The sequence below is a fragment of the Afipia sp. Root123D2 genome (assembly GCF_001425835.1).
Classification (GTDB): domain Bacteria; phylum Pseudomonadota; class Alphaproteobacteria; order Rhizobiales; family Xanthobacteraceae; genus Afipia.
Genome location: NZ_LMDP01000001.1, coordinates 336,342 through 358,505, shown reverse-complemented (window position 1 = coordinate 358,505; position 22,164 = coordinate 336,342). Strand labels below are relative to the sequence as shown.

36 protein-coding genes and 1 tRNA gene are annotated in these 22,164 nt (G+C 62.0%); 11 read left to right on the top strand and 26 right to left on the bottom strand.

Annotated elements, in window-relative coordinates:
• Window positions 1-47 precede the first annotated feature (47 nt).
• Complete coding sequence (locus ASC80_RS01705; protein ID WP_156464220.1) at window positions 48-650, bottom strand: hypothetical protein; 603 nt, start codon at window positions 648-650, stop codon at window positions 48-50.
• Window positions 651-1,215: 565 nt separating this feature from the next.
• Window positions 1,216-2,115, bottom strand: coding sequence for a Rha family transcriptional regulator (locus tag ASC80_RS01700; protein ID WP_156464219.1), 900 nt, complete (start codon window positions 2,113-2,115; stop codon window positions 1,216-1,218).
• A 236-nt stretch (window positions 2,116-2,351) separates the two neighbouring features.
• Between ASC80_RS01700 and ASC80_RS01695 the strand changes: the two genes are divergently transcribed.
• Together ASC80_RS01695 and ASC80_RS01690 are read left to right on the top strand one after the other, a co-directional pair.
• Window positions 2,352-2,675 carry a hypothetical protein gene (locus ASC80_RS01695; protein WP_056292304.1) on the top strand — a complete coding sequence of 108 codons (324 nt, stop codon included), beginning with the start codon at window positions 2,352-2,354 and terminating at the stop codon, window positions 2,673-2,675.
• Window positions 2,676-2,686: 11 nt separating this feature from the next.
• A complete protein-coding gene (locus ASC80_RS01690; RefSeq protein WP_056292302.1) occupies window positions 2,687-2,875 on the top strand; it encodes a hypothetical protein in 189 nt (62 codons plus the stop codon).
• Here the strand turns inward: ASC80_RS01690 and ASC80_RS01685 are convergent.
• From ASC80_RS01685 to ASC80_RS01615, 16 genes are all read right to left on the bottom strand, one after another.
• Window positions 2,872-3,315: an HNH endonuclease gene (locus tag ASC80_RS01685; protein WP_056292299.1), complete on the bottom strand. Its 444-nt coding sequence runs from the start codon at window positions 3,313-3,315 to the stop codon at window positions 2,872-2,874. The two genes, ASC80_RS01690 and ASC80_RS01685, sit on opposite strands and share 4 nt — an antisense overlap.
• A 259-nt stretch (window positions 3,316-3,574) precedes the next feature.
• Complete coding sequence (locus ASC80_RS01680) at window positions 3,575-3,898, bottom strand: hypothetical protein (RefSeq protein WP_056292296.1); 324 nt, start codon at window positions 3,896-3,898, stop codon at window positions 3,575-3,577.
• Window positions 3,899-3,900: 2 nt separating this feature from the next.
• Window positions 3,901-5,889 (bottom strand): hypothetical protein, encoded by a 1,989-nt coding sequence (locus ASC80_RS01675; RefSeq protein WP_156464218.1) that lies wholly within the window; start codon window positions 5,887-5,889, stop codon window positions 3,901-3,903.
• Between the two features lie 38 nt (window positions 5,890-5,927).
• Window positions 5,928-6,446, bottom strand: coding sequence for a hypothetical protein (locus ASC80_RS01670; RefSeq protein WP_056292289.1), 519 nt, complete (start codon window positions 6,444-6,446; stop codon window positions 5,928-5,930).
• The gene (locus ASC80_RS01665) at window positions 6,446-6,715 is read right to left on the bottom strand and encodes a DUF2312 domain-containing protein (RefSeq protein WP_056292284.1); all 270 of its coding nucleotides are present in this window, start codon (window positions 6,713-6,715) and stop codon (window positions 6,446-6,448) included. The genes ASC80_RS01670 and ASC80_RS01665 overlap by 1 nt, the downstream gene beginning before the upstream one ends.
• Before the next feature lie 54 nt (window positions 6,716-6,769).
• The gene (locus tag ASC80_RS01660; protein WP_056292281.1) at window positions 6,770-7,111 is read right to left on the bottom strand and encodes a Gp49 family protein; all 342 of its coding nucleotides are present in this window, start codon (window positions 7,109-7,111) and stop codon (window positions 6,770-6,772) included.
• A gap of 18 nt (window positions 7,112-7,129) precedes the next feature.
• Window positions 7,130-8,299: a DUF7146 domain-containing protein gene (locus ASC80_RS01655; protein WP_056292280.1), complete on the bottom strand. Its 1,170-nt coding sequence runs from the start codon at window positions 8,297-8,299 to the stop codon at window positions 7,130-7,132.
• Entirely contained in the window at window positions 8,289-8,672 is a 384-nt protein-coding gene (locus tag ASC80_RS01650; protein ID WP_056292277.1) for a hypothetical protein, read from the bottom strand. Before ASC80_RS01650 ends, ASC80_RS01655 begins: the two co-directional genes overlap by 11 nt.
• Window positions 8,672-8,884: a hypothetical protein gene (locus ASC80_RS01645; RefSeq protein WP_156464217.1), complete on the bottom strand. Its 213-nt coding sequence runs from the start codon at window positions 8,882-8,884 to the stop codon at window positions 8,672-8,674. The genes ASC80_RS01650 and ASC80_RS01645 overlap by 1 nt, the downstream gene beginning before the upstream one ends.
• The gene (locus ASC80_RS01640; RefSeq protein ID WP_056292270.1) at window positions 8,884-9,564 is read right to left on the bottom strand and encodes a hypothetical protein; all 681 of its coding nucleotides are present in this window, start codon (window positions 9,562-9,564) and stop codon (window positions 8,884-8,886) included. The genes ASC80_RS01645 and ASC80_RS01640 overlap by 1 nt, the downstream gene beginning before the upstream one ends.
• A gap of 3 nt (window positions 9,565-9,567) precedes the next feature.
• On the bottom strand, window positions 9,568-9,843 hold the full coding sequence (locus ASC80_RS01635; protein ID WP_056292269.1) for a hypothetical protein: 276 nt from the start codon (window positions 9,841-9,843) through the stop codon (window positions 9,568-9,570).
• Window positions 9,840-10,070 (bottom strand): hypothetical protein, encoded by a 231-nt coding sequence (locus ASC80_RS01630; protein ID WP_056292266.1) that lies wholly within the window; start codon window positions 10,068-10,070, stop codon window positions 9,840-9,842. Before ASC80_RS01630 ends, ASC80_RS01635 begins: the two co-directional genes overlap by 4 nt.
• The gene (locus tag ASC80_RS01625; RefSeq protein WP_156464216.1) at window positions 10,067-10,429 is read right to left on the bottom strand and encodes a hypothetical protein; all 363 of its coding nucleotides are present in this window, start codon (window positions 10,427-10,429) and stop codon (window positions 10,067-10,069) included. The genes ASC80_RS01630 and ASC80_RS01625 overlap by 4 nt, the downstream gene beginning before the upstream one ends.
• Complete coding sequence (locus tag ASC80_RS01620) at window positions 10,393-10,716, bottom strand: hypothetical protein (RefSeq protein ID WP_056292261.1); 324 nt, start codon at window positions 10,714-10,716, stop codon at window positions 10,393-10,395. The genes ASC80_RS01625 and ASC80_RS01620 overlap by 37 nt, the downstream gene beginning before the upstream one ends.
• Before the next feature lie 8 nt (window positions 10,717-10,724).
• Window positions 10,725-10,877 (bottom strand): hypothetical protein, encoded by a 153-nt coding sequence (locus ASC80_RS23470; protein ID WP_156464215.1) that lies wholly within the window; start codon window positions 10,875-10,877, stop codon window positions 10,725-10,727.
• Window positions 10,877-11,140 (bottom strand): hypothetical protein, encoded by a 264-nt coding sequence (locus tag ASC80_RS01615; RefSeq protein ID WP_056292258.1) that lies wholly within the window; start codon window positions 11,138-11,140, stop codon window positions 10,877-10,879. Before ASC80_RS01615 ends, ASC80_RS23470 begins: the two co-directional genes overlap by 1 nt.
• Before the next feature lie 145 nt (window positions 11,141-11,285).
• On the opposite strand from ASC80_RS01615, the gene ASC80_RS01610 reads away from it, so the two are divergent.
• The 9 genes from ASC80_RS01610 (at window position 11,286) to ASC80_RS01575 (ending at window position 15,411) form a co-directional block, all read left to right on the top strand.
• Window positions 11,286-11,939 carry a LexA family transcriptional regulator gene (locus ASC80_RS01610; RefSeq protein ID WP_056292255.1) on the top strand — a complete coding sequence of 218 codons (654 nt, stop codon included), beginning with the start codon at window positions 11,286-11,288 and terminating at the stop codon, window positions 11,937-11,939.
• A 99-nt stretch (window positions 11,940-12,038) separates the two neighbouring features.
• On the top strand, window positions 12,039-12,233 hold the full coding sequence (locus tag ASC80_RS01605) for a hypothetical protein (RefSeq protein WP_056292252.1): 195 nt from the start codon (window positions 12,039-12,041) through the stop codon (window positions 12,231-12,233).
• Entirely contained in the window at window positions 12,230-12,613 is a 384-nt protein-coding gene (locus ASC80_RS01600; protein WP_056292249.1) for a hypothetical protein, read from the top strand. The genes ASC80_RS01605 and ASC80_RS01600 overlap by 4 nt, the downstream gene beginning before the upstream one ends.
• A 94-nt stretch (window positions 12,614-12,707) precedes the next feature.
• A complete protein-coding gene (locus ASC80_RS01595) occupies window positions 12,708-12,905 on the top strand; it encodes a hypothetical protein (RefSeq protein WP_056292246.1) in 198 nt (65 codons plus the stop codon).
• Window positions 12,905-13,042, top strand: a complete 138-nt coding sequence (locus ASC80_RS23465) for a hypothetical protein (RefSeq protein WP_156464214.1) — start codon at window positions 12,905-12,907, stop codon at window positions 13,040-13,042. Before ASC80_RS01595 ends, ASC80_RS23465 begins: the two co-directional genes overlap by 1 nt.
• On the top strand, window positions 13,042-13,326 hold the full coding sequence (locus tag ASC80_RS01590; RefSeq protein WP_056292243.1) for a hypothetical protein: 285 nt from the start codon (window positions 13,042-13,044) through the stop codon (window positions 13,324-13,326). The genes ASC80_RS23465 and ASC80_RS01590 overlap by 1 nt, the downstream gene beginning before the upstream one ends.
• A complete protein-coding gene (locus ASC80_RS01585; protein ID WP_056292240.1) occupies window positions 13,319-13,654 on the top strand; it encodes a hypothetical protein in 336 nt (111 codons plus the stop codon). Before ASC80_RS01590 ends, ASC80_RS01585 begins: the two co-directional genes overlap by 8 nt.
• A 30-nt stretch (window positions 13,655-13,684) precedes the next feature.
• Complete coding sequence (locus ASC80_RS01580) at window positions 13,685-15,199, top strand: site-specific integrase (protein WP_056292237.1); 1,515 nt, start codon at window positions 13,685-13,687, stop codon at window positions 15,197-15,199.
• Window positions 15,196-15,411 (top strand): hypothetical protein, encoded by a 216-nt coding sequence (locus ASC80_RS01575; RefSeq protein ID WP_056292233.1) that lies wholly within the window; start codon window positions 15,196-15,198, stop codon window positions 15,409-15,411. The genes ASC80_RS01580 and ASC80_RS01575 overlap by 4 nt, the downstream gene beginning before the upstream one ends.
• On the opposite strand, the gene ASC80_RS01570 is transcribed toward ASC80_RS01575, so the two are convergent.
• From ASC80_RS01570 to ASC80_RS01540, 8 genes are all read right to left on the bottom strand, one after another.
• The gene (locus tag ASC80_RS01570) at window positions 15,401-15,643 is read right to left on the bottom strand and encodes a hypothetical protein (protein WP_056292230.1); all 243 of its coding nucleotides are present in this window, start codon (window positions 15,641-15,643) and stop codon (window positions 15,401-15,403) included. The genes ASC80_RS01575 and ASC80_RS01570 overlap by 11 nt on opposite strands.
• Before the next feature lie 148 nt (window positions 15,644-15,791).
• Window positions 15,792-15,867: transfer RNA gene (locus ASC80_RS01565), tRNA-Lys, on the bottom strand.
• Between the two features lie 262 nt (window positions 15,868-16,129).
• Window positions 16,130-17,422: a TRAP transporter large permease gene (locus ASC80_RS01560; RefSeq protein ID WP_056292227.1), complete on the bottom strand. Its 1,293-nt coding sequence runs from the start codon at window positions 17,420-17,422 to the stop codon at window positions 16,130-16,132.
• Complete coding sequence (locus ASC80_RS01555; protein WP_056292224.1) at window positions 17,419-17,976, bottom strand: TRAP transporter small permease; 558 nt, start codon at window positions 17,974-17,976, stop codon at window positions 17,419-17,421. Before ASC80_RS01555 ends, ASC80_RS01560 begins: the two co-directional genes overlap by 4 nt.
• Window positions 17,977-18,062: 86 nt before the next feature.
• The gene (locus tag ASC80_RS01550; RefSeq protein WP_056292221.1) at window positions 18,063-19,055 is read right to left on the bottom strand and encodes a TRAP transporter substrate-binding protein; all 993 of its coding nucleotides are present in this window, start codon (window positions 19,053-19,055) and stop codon (window positions 18,063-18,065) included.
• Window positions 19,056-19,251: 196 nt separating this feature from the next.
• Window positions 19,252-20,814, bottom strand: a complete 1,563-nt coding sequence (locus ASC80_RS01545) for a 2-isopropylmalate synthase (protein WP_056292218.1) — start codon at window positions 20,812-20,814, stop codon at window positions 19,252-19,254.
• A gap of 99 nt (window positions 20,815-20,913) precedes the next feature.
• Window positions 20,914-21,039, bottom strand: a complete 126-nt coding sequence (locus ASC80_RS24505) for a hypothetical protein (RefSeq protein WP_283805031.1) — start codon at window positions 21,037-21,039, stop codon at window positions 20,914-20,916.
• A gap of 163 nt (window positions 21,040-21,202) precedes the next feature.
• Entirely contained in the window at window positions 21,203-22,153 is a 951-nt protein-coding gene (locus ASC80_RS01540) for a polyphosphate kinase 2 family protein (RefSeq protein ID WP_056292216.1), read from the bottom strand.
• Window positions 22,154-22,164: the final 11 nt, after the last annotated feature.

Below are 22,164 nucleotides of genomic sequence, written 5' to 3'. Positions count from 1 at the left end.
ATTTCGGATCAGCGGCTAGGATGAGCCAAACCGCTGATGCAATGGAGTTAATCGGAACGGTGCGACCGCTCGCCGTGCGACTGCCCCGGAGTGACATCGATAAGCTGTTGATTTTGCTGGACTTGGGCATCGGACACCGGAGGAGCCTGAGAGCGCAGCCAGGGCGGCACATCCGCGCCATCCGGGCCGATCGAGCCCGCACCATGACCGTGAAATTCGACCGTCAAGCCAGGCACCGCCTTGCCGTCGTGATCCACCGGAGCCTGCTTCGCGTAGAAATACGGCCGCAGATCCGCGCGAATCTTCTCCAGGCGATCGAACGCCTCCAGCTTGTCGCAGCCCAGCTCGCGCGCCAGCGTCTCCGGCGTGTGCCCCAGCACCCGCGCACTCTCCAGCATCGGATCGCCAATGGTTTTCCGAATGAATTCAAGCATTTCGCGCGTCGTTTTGTTGGTCGCGCCAGGCGGCCGCCCGCGCCGATCGCGCCGCACCGCCTCGGCCATCCGGCCATGCTCCAGCGGATCGAGCTTCGGATCGTACCGCGTCGGCGGTAGCAGATCGATTTGCTCCTCGACCTGCGCGCCGGCCGATCGCGCCTCGGCGCGCGCGACGGCGGCAATCACTACCTCTGAACCGTGTTTTGGCGACATTGGGCTCTACCCGATTGAATTTAAGGGAATATTTAATTCACAGCGCGGCGCGAGCCATGCGCGGAGAGCCGAACAGGTGTCTAGGGTGTCTTTTTGCTGTCTAGACCTAACTAATTGAACCATCATATCTATTTCCATATTTAGACAGTTAGACACATAAGACACCAAGTTTCCTCACGCGCGCGCGCGTGTACGCGCGTATGCGAGGCTTAGGGGTGTCTTTGGTGTCTAGCTGTCTAGGATCGGGAATTGTGCAGCCTTTGCAGACACTTCGCGCTAGACAGTCCGCTTCATGAACTGTCTTTTCGATGTCTGACACCCCGCGCCCAATGGCTCGCGATCGGGCACGCGGCCACGCTGGCACATGCCACCCGCCGTCAAGCGTCGTCTGACTTATGTTTGCCAACAGAATAGAGGGCGCGCGGCGCGCTGGCGCTGATCTGGCGTCGTCGGCGAGCTATGCAAAAGCGCTTGCCGCGCGCTCATTCTCGACCACCATCGGGCGCGGGTGCGGGATACGAAAAACCCCCGCAGGGCGGGGGTTTTTGAGATCACGGGGCGCGGGTCAGGCGACCGCAGGCAGGCCGACAGGCGGCCGATCGACGAAGGTGTCGATCATCAGCACCGGCAGGAACACGGCGCGTTGCTGGCGGCCGGCGAACATCGCCCGCTGCGACGGGATCGCGCCGGCGATCTTGATCAGCGACGGCCGCCAGCCGCCATCGGCCCATTGCGTGCCGGCGTAAAGCCCGGTCAGCCACGGATGGCTGTTGGCGACCAGAAACCCTTCATTTCCGCCGATATTCGCCGCCGCCACGCCAAAGCCCTTGCACATCAGCTGGTCGACATCGTTGCCGTTGATGGCGCTGTCGAGCAGCGTGAACATCGGCTGGCCGCGCACCGAATTGGCATCGACCCGCGCCGACAGCAGATGCGTCAGGCAGGCCCTGCCGTCATCCAGCTCCTCGATCTGGCTCTCGTAGACCTGGGGAAGCCCGAGCCGCCGCCACAGCCGCGCCGCGGCCCTGGGGCCGTGGATCAGCCGGCATTCCCGCAGTGTGGCGATCTTCGCCAGATGCTCGTTGAGCGGTCCGTCGGCCGCGGGGAATTCGGCAAGCGCCTCGGGCGCGGGCTTGGGCGCCCGCTGCGCCCGCCATTCCATAAACACCCGGATCACCTCGGCGCGGACCACCGCCGCCCGATCGGTGCGGGCGAACATGCAAATCAGCAGCGATTGCGGCTCATTGAGCCAGTATTCCTCGCCCGGCCGACCGCCGGCGGCGGAGGTTTTTGCCACCATGGCAAAAACCTCCCCATGATCCTCGAGCTCCTCGACGTTGCGGCGGATGAGTTTGCGAACATCGATGGGCTCGGCGAACCCGAGGGCGTCGCCAAGGTCGAGATCCATCACGCGCGGCGCGTCGTCGATCAGTTTCAGGCTGTTGGGTGAAATATGCTGGGTCATGAAAGCCTCGTTGTGCGGCGTGACCGCGACCACGGGCTTCCTCGACCCGCTGGTGGCGGGGGCTAAGAACCTGCAACGAGACAGGCGGAGTTATTCGAGCGCTCGCGCGCCTTATGTCCTCGCACCCCCGCCATAGGGGCATGTCGTGATTGATTTTGGATTCGACAAGGCCGTCATGACGGGGCAGCATCCGCTCGTTGAACAGGAGTTCTTAGCTCCGATGGGGATTTGTTCTGATGCGGCGGGCATTGTCAACGGTTGCGCTGGGAACCGTTATATTACTAGGGCCGGCTTTTGCGGGCGACGATCCTGATGCCATGAATGCGATTATGTGTGGCCACGTTCAAGCGGTCGCACTCGACGATCACATTTCGGATGCCCGAACGGTCGCCACGGCCATTTTTTCATACTGCCGCAACGATATGCTGACGGCGTACAAGAAGATGTTTCCAAAAGCCGACGCCGAGGCTGAACTACAATCTCAAAAGCAGGGCATCATCGACGTTTTGGTGGCATATGTTTTAAAAGCACGGGCCGGCAGAAGTCCGGTGCAACCTTAGCGGATATTCCCATGGAGCCATCAGAAGCGTTCAAACACATCAAGGTGCTGACCAAGGTTGCGCTGGAAAGCGACAACGTTGTCCTGATCCATGAACAGCTCAAGATGATCAACGTCATCATCGAAAAAACGACCAACCCAGCTACGTTCCAGACGCAGGTGCGGTCACAGCCGCGGCCGTCACGGCCGCGCGGCGGCTAGAACGGCACATCGGCCATCATTGGTGCGTGCGAATGGCCGGCGAGTAACCGGCCGACGATCATGTCGAGCGATGGAATTCTCTCGCGCGGCCGGGTGTTGCGCGCGTTCTCGCTCCGCGTCGCCCATCGCAGATTGACGCGGCGGTTATCGAGCGTCTGGCCGTTGATATGGTCGACGTGCAGCGTCGCCGCTTCCTCGATCGACAGCGGCTCGGCCCGCATCATGATCTCGCGGTGCATCCGCACCGTGGCGCGATCGCGGCCGATGTTCCGCTTCGCGTAGAGCTGCCACCGGGTGCGGGATCCGTAGCTGACATTCCAGGTGTTGGCGGCGAGCCACGGATAATCGATCGCATCGACCAGGCACCAGATGCCATCGCGCACGCTGAGTGTGATGGCGCAATAGGGCGTGCCGGCAAGGTCGACGACGCGGGCGTTCATCAGTCCCACCTAAACCAATCTGGCGGCGGCGACTGCCCGCAATGGTCGCAGTAATGCCCTTCGTATCGGTCGTAAACATAATCGTGATCCGGGCAATGCTCCGGGCACCATGTGTGTCGCCAGAAATAAGCCCATAGTCCGCGCGGATCGAAACAGATGACATCCTCGCTGGACCCGCAAACACGACAGCGTGACATCCAGCGCGCGGAGAGGGGCGAAGTCAGCCGCCACCATAGACTAGCGATCAGGCGCGAGATTTTCATTGTTTCGCCGATGCACAGCGTGCCAGCATATCTGCAACAGCCATTTGGTGGATCTCCGGATGTTCGGTGATCTCCCGCACCCGAGCAGATGTCGCGATTAGCTGCGCGCCGATCTGACGGGCGATGTCCGGCGTCGCTATGAACTTCGCAAAAAACCTCCCGTCAGCATGGCGAAATCGAAAATTGATGCCGCAGCATGGACACCAATCCACGTCCAGCTTGGCTGCGACGTCGTAATTGGCCCGCGTTTCTTCTTCGAGCTTCGCGGCAATGTCAGCGATCACGTCCGCCGGAACGGGCTTTGGCAAAATTCGTTTCATATCTATCGCTCCGGTGCCTCGTGATACTTGTCCAAAACGATCAGCGTGCAGCGCGTTTGCGTGCCGTCGATCGTGTGGCGGTTGATTGCGCTGTCGGTGATGATGACGCCCTCGATCGGGCACTGGCGCAGCGCGTCCGACCAGCTGCCATTGGCCCAGTCGCTGCCGTCCAGATGCTCGGCTACCTTGGTCGATGAATTCGGCACCGCCAGCACCCAGCCCGCCTTGGGCAGGCCGAAACGCTGCAAGGCCGTCTCCAGATTGATCTTGTCGCGGCGCATCACGCCGGCGACGATCTCGTGGGTATTGAACAGGCCAAAGCCGGCCATGTTGATGTCGCGCTTTGCGGTGCCGCGATCGAGCACGGGAGGGTCGATCGTCTTGCCATCTTCATCCTGCGTCCGCGTCAGGTAGATTGCCTGGCCGATGGTGTTGTGGCTCGAATTGCGCCAGATGCGAACAGCGCTGGTCAGGATCCGGTCGACGCATTGCCGGTAATTCGGCTTGGCGTTCTGCACTTCCGGCAGCAGATCCGCCGCCAGGCGCTCGCTCCACTCGCGCTCCTCATCCGGCCCGAAGGCGCAGCCGAGTTTCGAGCCCAGCTCATGGCCCAGCATCATCGACGCACAGGCCAGCAGCGTGCCGTAGGTGTCGCAGCCGCGGCGATCGTGCCCGCCGGCCTTGAGCGCCTTGGTGAAGCGCTCCAGCTCCCATTTGAAGTTGTGGCCGTGATCGCCCCACGCCTTCATCATCAGCGCCAGCACCATCGGCCCCGTGGTGATTTCGTCGACCGGCGCCGGCGCCGCCTGGTCGGGATTGAGCGGTTTCAGGCGCAGCACCGCGCAGCGGCTCATGTCCTGGGCGGCGTGCAGCGGATTGTTGATGGCGGAGAACAGGAACGCCGATCGCATCTGGAATTGCGTCGCCTGTCCGGACTGGCCGCCGCGGCCGCCGATCGCGCCCGATGACGAGGTGCGCATCAGGTGCACCATCTTGCGCAGGATCGAGGCATCGCCGTCCGGCTCCAGCTCATCGAGCGCCACCGGCCGGCTGTCATGGGCCATCGACTGATAGATGAACGCCGCCGTCGGATCCGAGGATTGCATCAGCGTATCGCCGAACAGCCGCAGCAGGTTTTCCTGCAGCGTCGATTTGCCGGTCGATCGGTCGCCGAGCAGCAGCACCGAGGAGCGCCAGCGCAGCGCGCCGCCGATCATGGCGCAGCCGATCCAGCCCAGCAGCAGCTCCGGATCGACGTTGGGCCGGGTCCAGTTCCACTTGCGGAAGATCTCCAGCAGCTTCACCGCCGGATTGACGTCGTCGGGGATCGGCTTCTGCCACGGCTCCGCCAGCGTCGCGAGGCGCGGAAACAGCTTGCCTTCATGGACGCCGGTTTTCTTACGCTCCCACTGCCCGCCCTTGACGCTCCAGAGCGCATCGCCGGCGTGGTAGATGATGTTGCCGTCGTTCGTGGTCCACGCCCCACGGCCGCGCATCTTGTTATCGGGCGAGAAGAAGCCCGCGACCGAACAGGCGCGGAAAATCAGCTTGGCGATGTCGTCGACCTCGAACGACACGATCTCCGATGGCTTGACCAGCTCATCGGTTTTCTTGTCATAGACGGGCTTGGACCAGCGCGGCGCCAGCCAGTCCGGATAATTCGGCGTCGCCGAAAACCATTCCTGAATGCCGCGCTGCGTGAAGTCCGCAGCTTTCAGCGTGCGGAACTGGTCGCGGCTGTCGGTGATATAGAAATACGGGCCTTCAAAGCCGATCGGCTGGACCGGGCACTCGCAGCCGGGATCGGTCGGCATGCCGCTGACAAGATCTGGCGTCCATTTGCCGGCCAAAACCTTGTCCGGCCCGCGCGGGATCATCGGATGAGGATCCTCGCGCGATTTCCGCTGCCGCTCGATGTCGCGCGCCGCCTTGCCCATTTCGACAACGACGGCGGCTTTCCCCGCGGCGGTTTTTTTAGTGCTGTCAGCCAAGTTATGCCCCGTCATCGCCGGCGTGCCGGCGGTCTCCGCTAGTGCTTCTTGCACAGCTCAAAATTGAACGTGTCGCCATTTTCGAGATTGAACGAGAGGGTTTCGCTGCCGGTGTCGTCGACTTCTGCCACCGGCAAGGAGAGCTTGCCGCCCAGTCGGCGCAGGAACACGATCAACAACTGTTCTTTGAGATCGTTGATGAGTTGTGCGTGGACCGGCGCATCCGATGCGGCCGCGGCGATGCCGAGGCCCATCTGGTTCACTGTCCGCAGCAAGAGCCCGCCCTTCAACACGTGCTCGATTTCTCCCGGCCGCAAGCAATCATCCGGCGTCGGCCGATACCATTCATGACTTGCGGCCATGTCCTGGTCGAAAACGCGATACATGCTCGATCGCATCGTGCCCTTGCAACGCGGATGAGCGCGGCAATTGATCATGAACGGCGTCACGCCGGCATCGACGTCGATGGTCACGATGTGGCCGTGACACGCATCGCAGACGTAGATGTTTTTCTTGCCCTTGAACGCTTCGGGGGCTTCCTGTTTTGGCTTTTCCATCACAGCATCCCCAGCGCTTGCATGTAGGTTTCGAGGATCGTTTCCTGTTCCTCGCGCGTGTTCGCGTCCTGCTTGCGCATGCGAACAATCGTGCGCAGCGCGACGACGTCGAAGCCGTTGCCCTTGGCTTCCGCGTAGACGTCGCGGATGTCGTCGCTGAGTGTTTTCTTTTCCTCCTCCAGCCGCTCGATGCGCTCGATGACCGCTTTCAGCTGATCCTTGGCGAAGCGGTGCGCGGTTTCTTCCGCGACTGCTGCTGTGGTTGCCATGCTTTCCTCCTTGATTTTGGAAAAATGGCCGGGCACGCGGCCCGGCCGGTTAACTCAGACGGCGACCGCTGCAAGTTTTTCCTTGAGCAAATAGCCTTCGAGCGGCCAGATCTGCTCAATGGCGTTCGCGCGCGCGATCTTGTTGCCGAGTTCCTGATTGTAGTTTTCAGGGCTAGCGCACGCGCTCTTGCCGACGATCGTAAATCCGTTGGTCAACACCAAGATGCAAAGCGTGAGGCATTCCAGCGATGTGTGTGACGGCACGTCGGCGCCGACGGCGCTCGAAGCCCGCATATAATATTCAGCTGCAACCTTGCTTTCGATCAGGGTTGGCGTCAGCCGAGGCGCGTTGAGCCCTTTGGCCTGAATTTCTTTTTCGATTGCATTATTGTCCATCTGCTCTCTCCTCCTGTTTCACGCCGCACCGCGCAGCGTGTCGTTGATGTCCTTGCCGACAGGCGCGGCCAGCTCGGCGACGGCGCGGCCGCTCGCGCGAAACGCCGCCAGCCCGGCGTCGAATTGCTTGACGGCCTGCGGCTTGTCCCAGTCGTTCTGGCGATGGATGATCGCGGCGTCACAGCACGGGGGCAGGCGGCCCGCGACGTTGACCATGTTCGACAGCGAGATCATTCCCCAGGTGCGGAATTCCGGCGCCGCCAGCACGGCCGTGAGGCCGTCCTCAACGCCTTCGGTGAACACGAAGGTCTGCACCAGGCCGAAACGGTGCGCGTCCGCCGGCGAGAAGTTGCCCTCGCCGCGCCACAGCGGAATGACGAGGCCCGCGCTGTCCGGCCACACCTTGCGCGCCGGCTGCGATTGCCCATCGGGCGCGGGCGGAATGTCGGCCTTGTCGGAAAAGTCGTCGCGCAGATAGGTCTGGTGGATGGCGCGGATCTTCATGCCGGCGTCGACGCAGCAGGCGATCATGCAGGGGTGCCAGCTTTCCGCGTAGGTCCGCCCCTTCTTGTCGCGGTGCACGTATTTGTGGCGCGCCTTGAAGCGCAGCGCCGCCGGCGCGATCAGTCCGCCGCGTGGCCCGAGGAACGGCACGGCGCGCAGGTCGATGCCGCGCGCCTCGCGCAGGTAGATCTCTGCGCCGGTGCCCTCGCCATGGGCGCCGAGGATCGGCACACTCTCGCGCGTGAAGGTGTAGAACGCGGCGCCCTGCTTGCGGCGCAGCTCCTCATCCTGTTTCGCCTGGGCCTTGACCTGCGCGGTCTGGGCGTTGGCGCGGTCGCGCTGCAGCTGCTCGCGCGAGACGCGGCCGAGGCCCAGCGCATCGATCGCCCAGTTCGCCGCTTCTTTGTAGCCGCGCTTGTCGAGGTGATACCAGCCCTTGATGTAGGCGATCAGCTCCAGCATCCGGCCCTTGTCGCCGGAGGTGAAATTTTTCCACGACAGGCCGTCGGCCTTGAGCCAGATCGCGAAATTGCCGTGGCCGCTCTGGCGCGGATCGTCGATCACGATCACGCCGCCGCGCTTCGGCATGTCGAGCTGCAGACGGCCAAGGATGTCGGCGGCCCGATCGTCGAGGATCCGCCGCAGATCGTCCCAGCCTTCGCGGGTGTGGAGGTTAATCGACATCGGCGCTGGCCTTCGACGCAGCTGCGCAAATGTGCCGATGCCAATTTGCCAGCATCGCAGCGGCGGTCACAGTGTGATGCTTCGCCTTCTCCCAGTTCTCCTCTAGCGTGGCATGGGCGGCTTTGCTGGTGAGATAACCGGCGAGCCAATACCAATCCCACGCGGTCTTGCTGGCGTCGTGTTCCGCGCCCCAACGATAGACTTGATGCTTGGCCTCGGACACCGCCGCCTCGACGAAAGGCTCGATCACCGGCGTGTTCATGATCTTATTCAGACGCTCGACCTCGGCGAGCAGATCACAGGCGTTCTGGTGATTGAGTTTGCCGCCCTCATCGACGTGCGACCTCATGTTCTCGAGATATTCGGGGCGCATCAGGACTCCTCCGCTGGCATCGCCTGCTCGATCGTGGCGAGACAGTTCGCCGCCATGCCGCGCACATCGCGCGTCAGCAGGTATTCGACCGCATCGAGCTTTTCGCTCTCGCGCGCAATGTAATCGTCAAGCTCGGCAACGCGCCGCCGCACGATCGACAGCAGCTGCCGCGCGTGGGGAAGATCCAGCTCGATGCGGATGCCGGCGGCCATCACGCCCTCACCAGCTGCGTGACCGCGACCAGGACGCGATCGATTTCGTTGCCGTCCTCGCGCAGATCCTCGATCGCGTCGCGGGCGTATTTGATGTTGGCGCGGGTGTCGCCGATCGCGCGGCCGAGATCGGCGTTGCTCACGCCCAGCTCCACCGATGTGATGTAGCTCGCCATCTGGCGGATCCGCGCCGCGCGCAACCATTGCGGATTGCTCGGCCGCTGCACGGAGAAATCGGTCGCCAGCAGCATCGCCAGATCGAACGCCATCTGCATCGCGATGGTCTGCATCACCAGACGATGAAACGCCGCGACCACCTGCGGCGGCTTGGTTTCGCGCGGCGCATCCAGCGCCGCCTGCAGCTTCGCCAGCGTGGCGCCCATCGGCGCGCGGTTGCCGCGGCGCAGATCCCGCCAGGTCCAGATGTTGACGCCGGCGAGACGCGCGAACTGATCGTGCGCAATCCCGGCCGCAGCGCGGCGGCGGTCGATCGCGGCGATGCGTGGATCAACGCTTGACGAAGCAGAGGGCGCGACCGGATTTTGAACGCGCGCCGTGAGGCTTGACGAAGCAGAGGGTGCGGCGGCTTTGACGCACGTTTGACGAAGCAGAGGGCGAGGTGCCAGCCGAGGATCCTCGCGCAGCTTGGTGTCTGCAATGATGTCGAGCTGCGCCGCCATGGTTCACCGTTGCGAGGGCTGGACGTCGTCGGAAAAGCACTCACGCAACGCGGACATGGCATGGTCGAAACGCTTGATGCCGTCGGCGAGCGCGATCACCTCACCGCGCACCACGCGAAATTTCTGATTGCTGACGACAAGCAATGGCCGCGTGCGCGGCGGCGGCGCCTCGCCGACGAGCTGCAGCGCCTCGATCTCGCGACGGTGTTGTTCGCGCCAGCTCGGATCACCGAACCCCGGTCGCGTCACGATCGGCAGGATGATGACGGGCGCGGTCATGCCGCCTCCTCGATGACGGTGCGCAGAGGCCAGTGAGAACCACCACCGACATAGTAGCGCTCGGTCGCTCGCGGAAATCGCGTCATCGTGTCGGGAAGTTCGGTGGCCCGACGCCACAGCGGATAGGTGATCGGCACCTCAAGCGATCCGCCGCTGCGGTCGACAATGAATTGTAGCAGCGCTGATGTGCGATCTCGATTGAGGTAGATGGTAAGGGGCGGCTTCATGACAGCGCCTTTTCCGCGCGCATCACATCGCCACGCATGAAGCCGGTGAGCGAATTGACGTAACAGATCGCCCGGCTTTCCCGGTTCGCGTCCTGGTCGGTTCGCGCGAAGGCCAGCTCGGCGATGCACTCAACCAGGCACGTCGCCTCGTAACCGATGAGGGTCTGCTCGTTGCGAATGTCCATGCGCATATCCGCGACCTGCTCGCGCAGAACGCGGATCGAGGCATCGGAGATCTGTGTGCGGCGGTTTTCGGCCAGCCCTTCGCCAATCAGCACGAGGCGCTTGGCGAGATCCAGCGGCCTGACAGGATCCTGTGCTGTCATGACTTCGGCCTCCAGTGGATCGCCATCACGCACATATCGTCGCAGATGCCCTGCGTGATGCCCTTGACCGATGCCGTCGGGTTGCGCCCGTACCAGTCGGCGATTTCCTTTTCCATGCGGACGCGGATCGCCTCCGGCCACTGTTCGAAGCGATGGCCGACCGGCTTGTCCCGCTCGAATTCGTTCATCAGCATGTTGATGTACGCGACGTTGCAGCCTTCGAGATCGAGCGTGACGATCTTCTCGCGCTGCATGTCGCCCACCATGGTGTGCGGTGTATCGGCCAGCTTGGGCTGTCGCGGGATGGTGCAGGACGTCATGATGCCCCTCAGAAAAAAGAACGCCCCGACACCGCTTGAACGATGCCGAGGCAGTTGACGACGAAGCCCGCCAAGAGGGCCGCCGCGATCAGAAGGCCGGCCACGCGGAAATCCCGCCGGTCCTCGGATGAGTGATTGAGACTGTCGACGTGGCGGCGCATCAGGCGGCCTCTCCGCGGCGATCGTCACGCTCGGCGACTGCCTGCCGGACGTGAGGCAGTTCGAGCAGATGCAGGGCGGTTTCGATCTCCCGCTCGACCACCACCTGCCGCACCCGCTCGACTGTGCGCTGGAGCGGTCCCATGGGACGATCCCGGCCGATCTGCTGAACGGTTTGCTTGTCGAGCTTGGCCTGGCGGGAGATTTCAGCCTGACTGAGACCGACCCTTTTGGCCCTCTGAAGGAGATTGTCGCCGCTTGCCATGACCCGGATAACCTGCGAATGTGACTGTAGTCACATGGCGATCTGATTTGCGGCACATTTGCAAGTGGAAAATCATCACATCGCAATCGCCCATCCACAAGTCCACCGTCGCGGGGGATTGAACCCCTCTGCGAAGGTTATTGCCGTGACCCGGAAGCCGAAAAGCGAAGTCAATGAGGCCTTGCGTGCGGCTCAACTCGAATGGCTGGCACACGCGGAAAAGACGACGGGCAAGACACACACCGAGCTGGCCCGTGAAGCCTCGGTCGATCCGTCCACTCTTTCCAAGTTCAAAAGTCAGCCCAATCGCGTCCTGACGGCCCTGACGATCACCCAGATCTCCACCCGCTGGTCGATCCCCGCGGGCGAAGACGTCATCGGACCAGGAGCGCCGCGCGGTTTCGGCGAGGAAGCCGTCCCTTATAAGACGCCCATAAATGGCTCCATGCTCGATGCCGCGATCCAGGCGCTGATTGCCGGCAGAAATAACTGCGACCCCTGGACGCTGCGCACAAGGTCACTGGAGGCCGTCGGCTTCATGCCCGGCGATGTGGTTCTGGTCGACCTGTCTGCCTCACCGCGTGACGGCGATGCCGTTCTCGCCCAAGTCTACGATTTTACCTCAATGAAAGCGCGCACGATCTGGCGCCGGTTTCGCCAGAGTGGCGAGCTTGGCTTCCTGGTGCCTGCCAGCTTCGACCCGGACGCCGGCGAGCCGATGCTGGTCAACGGCCGGAATGTTGTCGTGAAGGGTGTCTTGCTACCGCATCGGCTGCGCCCTGTGAATAACGCGGCTTAAGAGTTGTTTCATGTGAAACACTTTCTTCCGGTCATGTGACCGCTTGCCTATTACCATGTGACTGTTATCATATGCCTCGCTGATTTGCAGGGAGGTAGAATGTCCGACACTCACAGCATCACCAGATCGATTGTCAGCGGCAATGGCGCGTCGGTTTATCGCGCCCGCTGCTCGTGTGGCCTGCGCGTCGATGCGCCCAGGCTGTCCGTTGCAGGCCGCCGCAAGCAGGCCCGCGCGATCGCGAAGCATCTGGCCGACGTCGGCCAGGTCGAACAGCCGGAGCTGGCGACATGAGCCCGCACCGCAACCATGTCGAGGCCCGCGCCAATCGCCGCCCGGTCCGCCAGTTCGTCAGCGACACCCACGATCACAAACCGGATGCCGGTATCTCGATCAAAACGCACCAACGCCTCATTCTACAGCGCAACGGTGTGGTTGCTCTCGAAACACGCGCCCCGGGATTGATAAGGATCTCATTGGCGGACGATCTGCGATATCGCATCGAGCTGAAAACCAATCGAGGATGGGAAAGCCGCGGAGAGCACAAAGACGAACGCACAGCGCGAAAAACCTATGCTGAGCGCAACAAATTCTTCCGCTGGCGCATGGTGGCCTTCAATGACATCGGATACGTCCGTCTCCCCGACAGTTGGAGGGGAGGCCCGTCATGGTGAGCCCGATCATCATCACCGCCATCGCCTTCGCCGCCTTGATCGGCATCGCCGTGTTGCTGCACTGCTGGCACGCCAGCATCGAGCGGAGCATCACATGGTGACCGCGGCAACACCTCCGATCGTCGCCGCGCTCGATGCGCTGGCGGCCGATCCCAATCTGCAGTTCGCCGCCGGCGCGGTCACCGTCGCGCTTGGCATCGTCGCGATCGCGATGTCGATCGCCGAGATCCGGCGCTGGTGGCAGTGGCGCGACATGCGCCGCCTGCTGCGCCGGCAGCGCGGGAGGCTGTGATGCTTTCAAAAATCCTCACGTTCGTGACGTCCGACAGCCCGGCCATGATTGCATGGAGCAATATCGCCATCGGCGCAGTCGTCGGCGGAGCGCTCGTTGCCATGCTGTTTTGGCTTTGCATCGACAGGAGCCGGTGATGGCCGAACGATATCGCCCTTGTCGAACAGGCCTGCATGTCTGCGGCGCGGATGAGGACGCCAACGAATTCTTCACGCTCGCTAACTATCCGGCGCGCGATCAAGCCGAGGCCAACGCGGCTTTCGATCGCGCGCGCAAAGAGTGCGAAGCCGGCGCCGGGGAGCCAGCCGATTTTGTCGTCGACCTGATGTGCGCCGGCGACATCAGCGACGATTTCCACGTCACACGACAGATGCTGCCGAGGTTGGCCAAGGCCGTTCACGGAGTTTCAACCGATGCGTAATTCCTACACCGCGTTCGAGGTCGCGCAGAAAATCGGGATCTCGCTCGATACGTTCTATCGCACCCGCGAGCGGCGGCACGGCGAGGATGGCTTGCCGCGGCCAATCAGCGAGCGCGGCCCGCTGCGCTTCGAATGCACCGGCATCGACGCCTGGCTGATGCGCCACCATCCGGCGCGGCCGGCCGCGCGCGCCGCCAACGATACCAGCCTCGCGCCTGTGCTGGCGGCGATGACCGACGCCGAACACCGCGACCGCCTGCACCGCGCCTATGCACCGCAAACGCCGCCGGTTCCCCTTGACAGCAGCCGCCGGCGCGCCCGAGGCTAAATCTCTTCCTCCGTCCGCACCGGAGCCGACATGGCAAACGTCCGACTTCCCTACGTCCGCCTGCGCGAGCAGCCCGACGGCACGATCAGGCCGCGATCCTCGCACGGCCCGCGCCAGCGCGCGCTGGGCTTCAAGGATCAGGATCTGAAACATCCGAACGGCGCGTGGCTTACGTTTCAGGAATGCCGCGAGTTCTCCGACACGCGCGTGCGCGAGGTGGCGGCCGCGATCGAGAGCGGCCAGAGCGTTGCCTTGCCCGTGCGCAAGGGAAGCACGATCGAACATCTGCTGGAGGACTGGATCGCATCGCCCGAAGTGCAGGGCCTGTCGGCGAAGTCGGTTTCCAGCTATCGCAAGGCGATGCGCGCGGTGATCTTCCGGCCGGAGAGCCGCACCGAGGCCGCCGATCGCCGCAAGAAGGAGAAGGCCGCCGCAGTCCTTGGCGTGGCGCCGCCCGAACGCGAGCGCGAACCGATGGCGGCCGCAACGCCGTCCAGCGTCGGCGCGCCCGAGCTGCGAAATTTCTACAACTACCTGAAAGACGCGCGCGGCCATCACATGGCGCTGGCCGCGATCGCCGCGCTGTCCGCCGCCTTCACCTGGGGCCGCGAAAGCACCAGCTGGCGGCTCGGCCGCAATCCGCGGCTCGATATGGAATTCGACCAGCCCGACGGCCGCGTGGTGCTGGTGACGCTGGAGGAGTTTCACGCGCTGGTCGCCGCCGCCGATGCCAGCGGCCGCCCGTCGATCGGCGACGCGATCTATCTCGGCCTGTTCACCGGCCAGCGCCAGACCGACCGGCTCGCGCTGGTCGACGTCGGGCTGACAGGCGAAGGCCGCCGCAAGTTCAAGCAGAGCAAGACCGGCGCCATCGTCGAGATCAAGGAAACACCGCAGCTCGCCGCGCGCCTCACCGACGCCGGCCGCCGCGCCAAGGAATTAAAGCTCCGGCTGCAGCTGCGCGAGCTGCCGCAAACCATCGTCGTCGACGAGACGACCGGGCGGCCGTACAACGAACACACCTACCGGCATTCCTTCGCCGATATCCGCACCCTGGCGGCATTCGGCGCGCTCCATCGCTCATCCATCGAGGACGCCAAGGTGCGCGCAGCACAATGTGCTGCTGACATGCGAAAATGGTGGCCCGAGGTAGAGAGAAAATTCCCGCTCACGGGCAATCCAGAGCAGGTCAACAGCGCGATCGACGCCCGCGGCGAAGCGCTTTCCCAATGGCTGATGGCGCGCGCAAAGCTCGACAGCAACGGCGCCCCCGACGCGTGGCGGCTGACGCCCTGCCCCGGCCTGCTGTTCGTCAATGTGCGCGGCGAGATAGACGCCAAGCACGATCAGGATCTCCGCGACACCTGCGTGATGCTGCTCGATCGCGCCGGCAATGACATCCTGTCGATCTGCGATGTCACCGGCCACAGCTACCAGTCGGCGCAGACCATCATGAAGCACTACCGCGCCCGCAACGCCGCGCGCGCCGACGTCGCGATCGACAAGCTGGTGGCGTTCATCGGCAAGGAAGGAATGACGGGATGATCGAACTGCGCCCCAGCACAGATGGCCCATGGCAGTTCGCGGTCGTTAGCGATGAGCCAGACGTCACCATTTACATGCTGTATCCGGGAAAAGCAGTCGTCGATCGCGAGAATGGCCCTCGGCTGTTGGCGGACCTTTGCGTTGGAACGCTGCGCGATCTGACCGGGGACGAAAATTCGCAGTGGGATTACAACCACACACTCACAGATTGACGCCGGGCCGGCGCAGCCGATCGGGCACATAACAGCGGTAGATATGCGCGCAGTGCCTCATGACGACCCGCATCTGCGGCCGGCCGATCGTCAGCCGGTCATACTCCTCAGCCGCCGCATCGAAGTGCGTGAACTCGCCGACGATGATGTGATGGCTGTCGTCGTCATTGGCGATCTCGACATAGAATTCCTTGGCCTGGCCGGCGTGCAGCAGTGTGAGAAGTTCGGACATTCCCTCATGAGAACACAGCCAGAACAAACGTCAAGCAGTCGCACGCGATGCGACTGCGTGCGACCAGATCGGCAAACCGCGGTCGCATGGTCGCAGTTTGTTCTCTGCGGCCTCTGCGATTAACGCCTGATTTTGTTGGGCTTTGTGGTGGTGGGCGCACCAGGGCTCGAACCTGGGACCCGCTGATTAAGAGTCAGCTGCTCTACCAACTGAGCTATGCGCCCGGATCCAACCGGAAATCCCTTGCGGGACGGCGTGGCTTTAGCAAAGCGAACCGGCCATGTCCAGCAACGGAAGCTCGTTTTTATACGAGACGATGGGCTATTCGAAGAATCCGCTGTGGATGGTTTTCCCCGCCCTGTATCAGGACGTTACAGCGCTCGCCGGACAGGCAAAAGCCGCCGGAAACCGGCGGCTTTGCGAGTGTCGTAGTGGACGCCGGGATCGCTCCCTCACCTGCATGCGGGGCGCTGCGTTTGCGGTGACCTACCCTCCGCCGGGACCGAACAGCCAGTTCGGCAAGGCCAGTGAAATCTCGGGCACGTAGGTCACGATGATCAGGAACACCAGCAACAGCATCAGCCATCGCCATGACGCCGCGACCACCTTCATCAACGGCATCCCGGTGATACCTGACGCCACGAACAGATTCAGGCCGACCGGTGGCGTGACCATGCCGATTTCCATGTTCACCACGAAAATGATGCCGAGGTGAATCGGATCGATCCCCAAATGAACAGCCGTCGGGAAAATGATCGGCGCGACAATCAGGATGATTGCCGATGGCTCCATGAAGTTGCCCGCGATCAACAGGATGATATTGACCACGATCAGGAACTGCCACGGCTTGAGGTCAGCCGCGAGAATTGCACGAGCAATATCCTGCGGGATCTGGGCCGTTGTCAGCACGTGGCCGAACAGGAAGGCATTGGCGATGATGAACATGAGCATCACGGTCACGCGCGACGAGTCGGTCAGCACCTTCGGCACATCGCTGAGCTTGAGGTCCCGATAGATGAAGACCGCCGCGAAGAACGCGTAGACCGCAGCGACGGCGGCCGCTTCCGTCGGCGTAAAGATGCCGCCATAGATGCCGCCCATCACGATAAAGATCAGCAGCAAGCCCCAAATCGCTTCCCTGAACGAACTTATGCGCTCACCCCATGAAGCCTTGGGCTGGCGCGGCAGATTCTTAATCCGCGCCACGATATAGATTGCCACCATCAGCAAGGTTCCGAGCAGGATGCCCGGCACAACGCCTGCCATGAACAGCCGGCCGACCGATGTTTCGGTCGTTGCCGCATAGACCACCATCACAATCGAGGGCGGGATAAGAATGCCTAGCGTGCCGGCATTGACGATCACGCCGGTGGCAAATTCCTGCGTGTAACCCACACGGACCATGCCCGCGATGACGATCGAGCCGATCGCCACCACAGTTGCCGGCGAAGATCCGGACACAGCGGCGAAGAACATACACGCCATAACCGACGCGATGGCCAGACCGCCCGGCAAGTGACCGACCGTGGACACCGCGAAATTAATCATGCGCTTGGCTACGCCGCCAGTGGTGAGGAAGTTGCCCGCCAGAATAAAGAACGGAATGGCGAGCAGCGTGCTTTGCTCCATGGTCTGGAAAAATTTCAGAACAAGCGACGCGATACTGTCCGGCTGGAAGAACAGGATGACCGCGAGCGATGACAGGCCGAGCGCAATCGCGATCGGCATACCAAGGAACAGGAAAACGAAAAGAAGGATAAAAAGGACTGCTGTCGTCATCGTGACACCACGGTCGCGTCAGGGTTCTCGTCACCGCCGACATCGCGAATGGCATCGCGCGCCTCATCAGCGAGTTCGTAGCCGGGAGATTGGCCTGTAACGATTCGCCACGTCATTTCGAGCAATCGATAGAACAACAAGGCAAATCCGATTGGCAGGCACAGGCTGAGGATCCATCGCTCGACCGGAATATCTTCGGCCTCGACGGCCATAATGTGCAGGCGGTCAATATATTCGTAAGAGCCGTAGAGCATCAGTCCGGTGTACAGGAGTGCGAGACCTACAACGAGAATGCCGATGGCACGCTGCGTCGGCGCCGGAAACAATCGCACCAGAGCGTCGACGCCGATGTGTGCCTTGACGCGCACGCCATATGAGATACCGAGCAAGACGAGCCAGCCGAACAAATAGAAATTAACCTCAAGCGCCCAGAGCCAACCGGAGTTGAACCCGTAGCGCAGCACAACCTGGACGAATGTGAGCACAGTCATCGCGCACAACAGTGCAGCGAGAATGCTCTCTTCAAGTCGATGCAGAATCGAACGAAATGTCATGACGCCCCTCCCCCGGGAACATACAGACCAGACTAGAAATAGAAAAAGCGACCGCGGGATTTCCGCGGTCGCTTGATCTTAGATCATTAGCTCTTGCCGCCACTGTTTGATTTCTTGGCGGCCTCGATCAGATCCTTACCGATGCCGCCTTCAAACTTGGCCCACACCGGCTCCATGGCCTTTTTCCATTCCTGACGCTGCGCCGCAGTCAATTCATGAACCTTCGCTTGCGAAGCTTCGATCTTCTTGCGCGCATCGCTGTTGAGCTTGCCCGCAACGTCGTTGTTGACCTTCGTTGCCTCTTCCATCGCCTTCTTCAGGCCGGCCTGGATATCCTTCGGCAGCTTATTCCACCAGCCGGTGTTGGTGACGACCATATAATCGATCACGCCATGCTCGGTCGCAGTGAAGTCAGACTGCACTTCCTGATACTTCTGCGAGAAACAGTTGGACCAGGTGTTTTCCTGTCCGTCGACAGTGCCCAGCTGCAGGGCCTGATAGACTTCGGCGAACGCCAGCTTTTGCGGATTTGCGCCAAGCTGCTGGAACTGTGCGGCCAGCACGTCGGACGCCTGAACGCGGAACTTCAGACCCTTGGCATCGGTTGGAACCAGCAGCGGCTTCTTGGCCGACAGCTCCTTCATGCCGTTGTGCCAATAGGCCAGCCCAAGAAAGCCCTTCGACTCCATGGCGTGCAGCAGCTTCTGTCCTTCCGGACCATGCTGAAAACGATCGACCGCCTCGATGTTGTCGAACAGGAACGGCAGGTCGAACACCTGAAGCTTTTTGGTGTACTTGTCGAATTTCGACAGTGAGGGCGCGATGAACTGCACGTCACCGAGCGCGAGCGCTTCCATTTCCTTGCCATCGCCGTAAAGCTGCGAGCTCGGATAGACCTCGACCTTCACCTTGCCGGGCAGAAGCTTTTCAGCCTCTTCCTTGAACTTCAGAGCTGCCTGCCCCTTCGGAGTGTGCTCCGCCACGACGTGGCTGAACTTGACGACGATGGGGTCCGCTGACGCGGATCCCGCGAACGCGAGCGCCGCAACCGACGCAGCAGCAAGAATAAACTTATTCATGTGTCCTCCTCAGGTTTATTGGGAGAGCCGACGCTGCCGCCTCTCCAACGAAATCTGGCCGAACCGGATCATTGCAGAGCCGCCGGGTCAAGGCCATTGCCCGTTAGCAGGGGGTGAAACAGCGTTATGCTGCAACGCAAACGCGGCGTACCGTTGAGTACGCCGCGCTGTTCCTAGACTGCGACCGATTGAAGCGTCAATGGCCGGCGGCAGCAACCGGCACGTCGCGCTGCCGTTTCATGACAATCTTGTTGAGAGCGCCGAGATAGGCTTTCGCCGAGGCGACCAGCGTATCCGGATCAGCCGCGCGCGAGGTCATCGAGCGGCCTTCATGGCCAAGACGCACCGAGACCTCTGCCTGCGCATCGGTTCCTTCGGTAACGGCGTGGACCTGATACAGCTCCAGCTTGGCCTCGTGCGGCACCAGCGACTTGATGCAGTTGAACACCGCATCGACCGGACCATTGCCCTCGGCTTCCTCGATCCGCGTCTGGCCTTCGATGTCGAGCTTCATGGTCGCGCGCTGCGGACCATGAGTGCCGGCGATCACGGTCAGCGACATCAGCTTGATGCGATCGTGCGATGCGGCCATTTCCTGATCGACCAGCGCCTCGATATCCTCGTCGTAGATATCCTTCTTGCGGTCGGCGAGCGCCTTCATGCGGACGAATGCGTCTTCCAGCTGATTGGCAGACAGCTTGTAGCCCATCTCCTCGAGCTTGTGGACGAAGGCATGGCGGCCCGAGTGCTTGCCGAGCACCAGCGACGACTGCTTCAAACCGACCGAAGCCGGCGTCATGATCTCGTAGGTCTGCGCGTTCTTCAGGACGCCGTCCTGATGGATGCCGCTCTCGTGCGCGAAGGCGTTCCGGCCGACGATCGCCTTGTTGTACTGCACCGGAAACGACGTCGCCGCCGACACCAGCTTCGAGGCGCGGGTCAGCATCGTGGTGTCGATCTTGTTCCAGTACGGGAACCGGTCATTGCGGACGTTGATCGCCATCGCGACTTCCTCAAGCGCGGCGTTGCCCGCACGCTCGCCGATACCATTGATGGTGCATTCGATCTGGCGCGCGCCACCGGCGAGCCCGGCCAGCGAATTCGCCACCGCCATGCCGAGATCGTTGTGGCAGTGCACCGAGAACACCGCCTTGTCGGAGTTCGGCACCCGCTCGATCAGCGCACGCATGAAGTTGGTATACTCGTCGGGCACCGTGTAGCCGACCGTGTCCGGGATATTCACCGTAGTCGCGCCGGCCTTGATCACCGCCTCGACGATCCGGCACAGAAAATCCATCTCGCTGCGGGTACCGTCTTCCGCCGACCACTCCACGTCGTCGATGTGATTGCGGGCGCGGGTGACGTTGGCGATCGAGGTTTCGATCACCTGCTCCGGCGTCATGTTGAGTTTCACCTTCATATGCAACGGCGACGTCGCGATGACGGTGTGGATGCGTCCGCGGCGTGCAACCTTGACGGCTTCTGCACAGCGATCGATATCCTTGGGGTGCGCGCGCGACAGGCCGGCAATCACGGCGTTCTTCGAGCGACGACCGATCTCCTGAACGGCCTGGAAATCGCCTTCCGAGGTAATCGGAAAACCGGCCTCGATCACATCGACGCCCATCTCGTCCAGCATCTCGGCGACCTCGAGCTTTTCCTCGAAGGTCATGGTAGCGCCGGGGCACTGCTCGCCGTCGCGCAGGGTGGTGTCGAAAATGATGACGCGGTCCTTGTCGGACTTGTTCGCGGTGGTCATGGGAAAATTCCTTCGGTCAATGGCGCCGCTTGGGGCGCTGTCAGGTTTCGGTGCTTCGTCCAACCCCTGAGTGCCCAGGCAGCCATGCCCAGACGGCCCTCAGGGGCAGATAAGAAGCAGGAGCCCGCCAAGGAGGGACGAAATGGACGCGGCCGGAATCGCGGCGAAACCAGCGGAAATCACCGCCGTTTCTTGCATTTCCTGCTCTGTGCCGCGAATCGCCATTCAAAAACCCTCGGGAACGCAATGATCGGCCCAAACCATTGACAGTTGGTTGCCGGAAGCGCCCGCAACCCTTTCTAGACGAGAAAGGACGGGCCCGGCAACGTCAAAAAACGGTCAGTAGCCCTCCCCCGTTCCGCCCACCCGGCCTCCGAGCCAGCAGCCGTCAGGCACCACGGGCACGTTTTTTCGGCACCGCCGAAACCCCGCGGCCTTCCTGCTCAAGAACCGCACGGACCTTTTGCAACTCGTCGAGCGAGCCTTTCGCCACTTCAGGAAAATGCAGATTGAGCTTCTCCAGAGCCTCGACAATGGCCGAACTGATGACCACCCGGCCAAACCATTTGTGATCGGCGGGGACCACAAACCACGGCGCATGCCTGGCCGACGTGTGGCGTATCAAGTCCTGATAGGCGGCCTGATACTTGTCCCACAGCTTGCGCTCTTCGACGTCCCCCAAAGAGAATTTCCAGTTCTTCCCCGGCTCCTGGAGCCGGTCGAGAAAGCGCTTGCGCTGCTCTTCCTTGGAGACATTGAGGAAGAACTTGAGAATAACCGTACCGTTGCGCGCGAGATATTTCTCGAATGCCGAAATATCCTCGAAGCGCTCATGCCAGATGTTTTTCGTCACCAGCGACGTTGGAATTTTCTGCTTCGCCAGAATTTCCGGATGGACGCGAACGACCAGCAGTTCCTCGTAGTAGGAACGGTTGAAAATGCCAATGCGACCGCGTTCGGGCAGTGCGACGCTGGTGCGCCACATGAAATCGTGATCGAGTTCTTGCGTTGACGGTTGCTTGAACGAATAAACCTCACAACCCTGCGGATTGATGCCCGACATGACATGCTCGATGGCACTGTCCTTGCCGGCGGCATCCATGCCCTGAAAGATCAAAAGCACCGACCACCGGTCCTGGGCATACAGCTTCTCCTGAAGATCGCGCATCCGCTTGTTGTTGGCTTCAACGATGTCCTTCGATGCCTTCTTGTCGAGCCCCCCATTCTCGCCCGGATTGTGAGAGTGGAGATGAAACTCGCGCGAACCGTCGATGATGAACGGCGAGACATAGGACTTCGCGAGTTTCGCCTGCGATGGGGTTTCTTTCTTGCCGCTCATGATGCGCTGCG

Coding starts and splice junctions, on each gene's coding strand:
- ASC80_RS01685 (WP_056292299.1), bottom strand. CDS start 3,315: ATGAACGCCCGCGTCGTCGACCTTGCCGGCACGCCCTATTGCGCCATC.
- ASC80_RS01615 (WP_056292258.1), bottom strand. CDS start 11,140: ATGGCAAGCGGCGACAATCTCCTTCAGAGGGCCAAAAGGGTCGGTCTC.
- ASC80_RS01670 (WP_056292289.1), bottom strand. CDS start 6,446: ATGGAAAAGCCAAAACAGGAAGCCCCCGAAGCGTTCAAGGGCAAGAAA.
- ASC80_RS01600 (WP_056292249.1), top strand. CDS start 12,230: ATGAGCCCGCACCGCAACCATGTCGAGGCCCGCGCCAATCGCCGCCCG.
- ASC80_RS01640 (WP_056292270.1), bottom strand. CDS start 9,564: ATGGCGGCGCAGCTCGACATCATTGCAGACACCAAGCTGCGCGAGGAT.
- ASC80_RS23470 (WP_156464215.1), bottom strand. CDS start 10,877: ATGCGCCGCCACGTCGACAGTCTCAATCACTCATCCGAGGACCGGCGG.
- ASC80_RS01550 (WP_056292221.1), bottom strand. CDS start 19,055: ATGAATAAGTTTATTCTTGCTGCTGCGTCGGTTGCGGCGCTCGCGTTC.
- ASC80_RS01555 (WP_056292224.1), bottom strand. CDS start 17,976: ATGACATTTCGTTCGATTCTGCATCGACTTGAAGAGAGCATTCTCGCT.
- ASC80_RS01635 (WP_056292269.1), bottom strand. CDS start 9,843: ATGACCGCGCCCGTCATCATCCTGCCGATCGTGACGCGACCGGGGTTC.
- ASC80_RS01595 (WP_056292246.1), top strand. CDS start 12,708: ATGGTGACCGCGGCAACACCTCCGATCGTCGCCGCGCTCGATGCGCTG.
- ASC80_RS01540 (WP_056292216.1), bottom strand. CDS start 22,153: ATGAGCGGCAAGAAAGAAACCCCATCGCAGGCGAAACTCGCGAAGTCC.
- ASC80_RS01665 (WP_056292284.1), bottom strand. CDS start 6,715: ATGGCAACCACAGCAGCAGTCGCGGAAGAAACCGCGCACCGCTTCGCC.
- ASC80_RS01620 (WP_056292261.1), bottom strand. CDS start 10,716: ATGACGTCCTGCACCATCCCGCGACAGCCCAAGCTGGCCGATACACCG.
- ASC80_RS01590 (WP_056292243.1), top strand. CDS start 13,042: ATGGCCGAACGATATCGCCCTTGTCGAACAGGCCTGCATGTCTGCGGC.
- ASC80_RS01645 (WP_156464217.1), bottom strand. CDS start 8,884: ATGGCCGCCGGCATCCGCATCGAGCTGGATCTTCCCCACGCGCGGCAG.
- ASC80_RS01690 (WP_056292302.1), top strand. CDS start 2,687: ATGGAGCCATCAGAAGCGTTCAAACACATCAAGGTGCTGACCAAGGTT.
- ASC80_RS01700 (WP_156464219.1), bottom strand. CDS start 2,115: ATGACCCAGCATATTTCACCCAACAGCCTGAAACTGATCGACGACGCG.
- ASC80_RS01655 (WP_056292280.1), bottom strand. CDS start 8,299: ATGTCGATTAACCTCCACACCCGCGAAGGCTGGGACGATCTGCGGCGG.
- ASC80_RS01560 (WP_056292227.1), bottom strand. CDS start 17,422: ATGACGACAGCAGTCCTTTTTATCCTTCTTTTCGTTTTCCTGTTCCTT.
- ASC80_RS24505 (WP_283805031.1), bottom strand. CDS start 21,039: ATGGCGATTCGCGGCACAGAGCAGGAAATGCAAGAAACGGCGGTGATT.
- ASC80_RS01650 (WP_056292277.1), bottom strand. CDS start 8,672: ATGCGCCCCGAATATCTCGAGAACATGAGGTCGCACGTCGATGAGGGC.
- ASC80_RS01545 (WP_056292218.1), bottom strand. CDS start 20,814: ATGACCACCGCGAACAAGTCCGACAAGGACCGCGTCATCATTTTCGAC.
- ASC80_RS01570 (WP_056292230.1), bottom strand. CDS start 15,643: ATGTCCGAACTTCTCACACTGCTGCACGCCGGCCAGGCCAAGGAATTC.
- ASC80_RS01585 (WP_056292240.1), top strand. CDS start 13,319: ATGCGTAATTCCTACACCGCGTTCGAGGTCGCGCAGAAAATCGGGATC.
- ASC80_RS01580 (WP_056292237.1), top strand. CDS start 13,685: ATGGCAAACGTCCGACTTCCCTACGTCCGCCTGCGCGAGCAGCCCGAC.
- ASC80_RS01695 (WP_056292304.1), top strand. CDS start 2,352: ATGCGGCGGGCATTGTCAACGGTTGCGCTGGGAACCGTTATATTACTA.
- ASC80_RS01605 (WP_056292252.1), top strand. CDS start 12,039: ATGTCCGACACTCACAGCATCACCAGATCGATTGTCAGCGGCAATGGC.
- ASC80_RS23465 (WP_156464214.1), top strand. CDS start 12,905: ATGCTTTCAAAAATCCTCACGTTCGTGACGTCCGACAGCCCGGCCATG.
- ASC80_RS01705 (WP_156464220.1), bottom strand. CDS start 650: ATGTCGCCAAAACACGGTTCAGAGGTAGTGATTGCCGCCGTCGCGCGC.
- ASC80_RS01660 (WP_056292281.1), bottom strand. CDS start 7,111: ATGGACAATAATGCAATCGAAAAAGAAATTCAGGCCAAAGGGCTCAAC.
- ASC80_RS01630 (WP_056292266.1), bottom strand. CDS start 10,070: ATGAAGCCGCCCCTTACCATCTACCTCAATCGAGATCGCACATCAGCG.
- ASC80_RS01680 (WP_056292296.1), bottom strand. CDS start 3,898: ATGAAACGAATTTTGCCAAAGCCCGTTCCGGCGGACGTGATCGCTGAC.
- ASC80_RS01575 (WP_056292233.1), top strand. CDS start 15,196: ATGATCGAACTGCGCCCCAGCACAGATGGCCCATGGCAGTTCGCGGTC.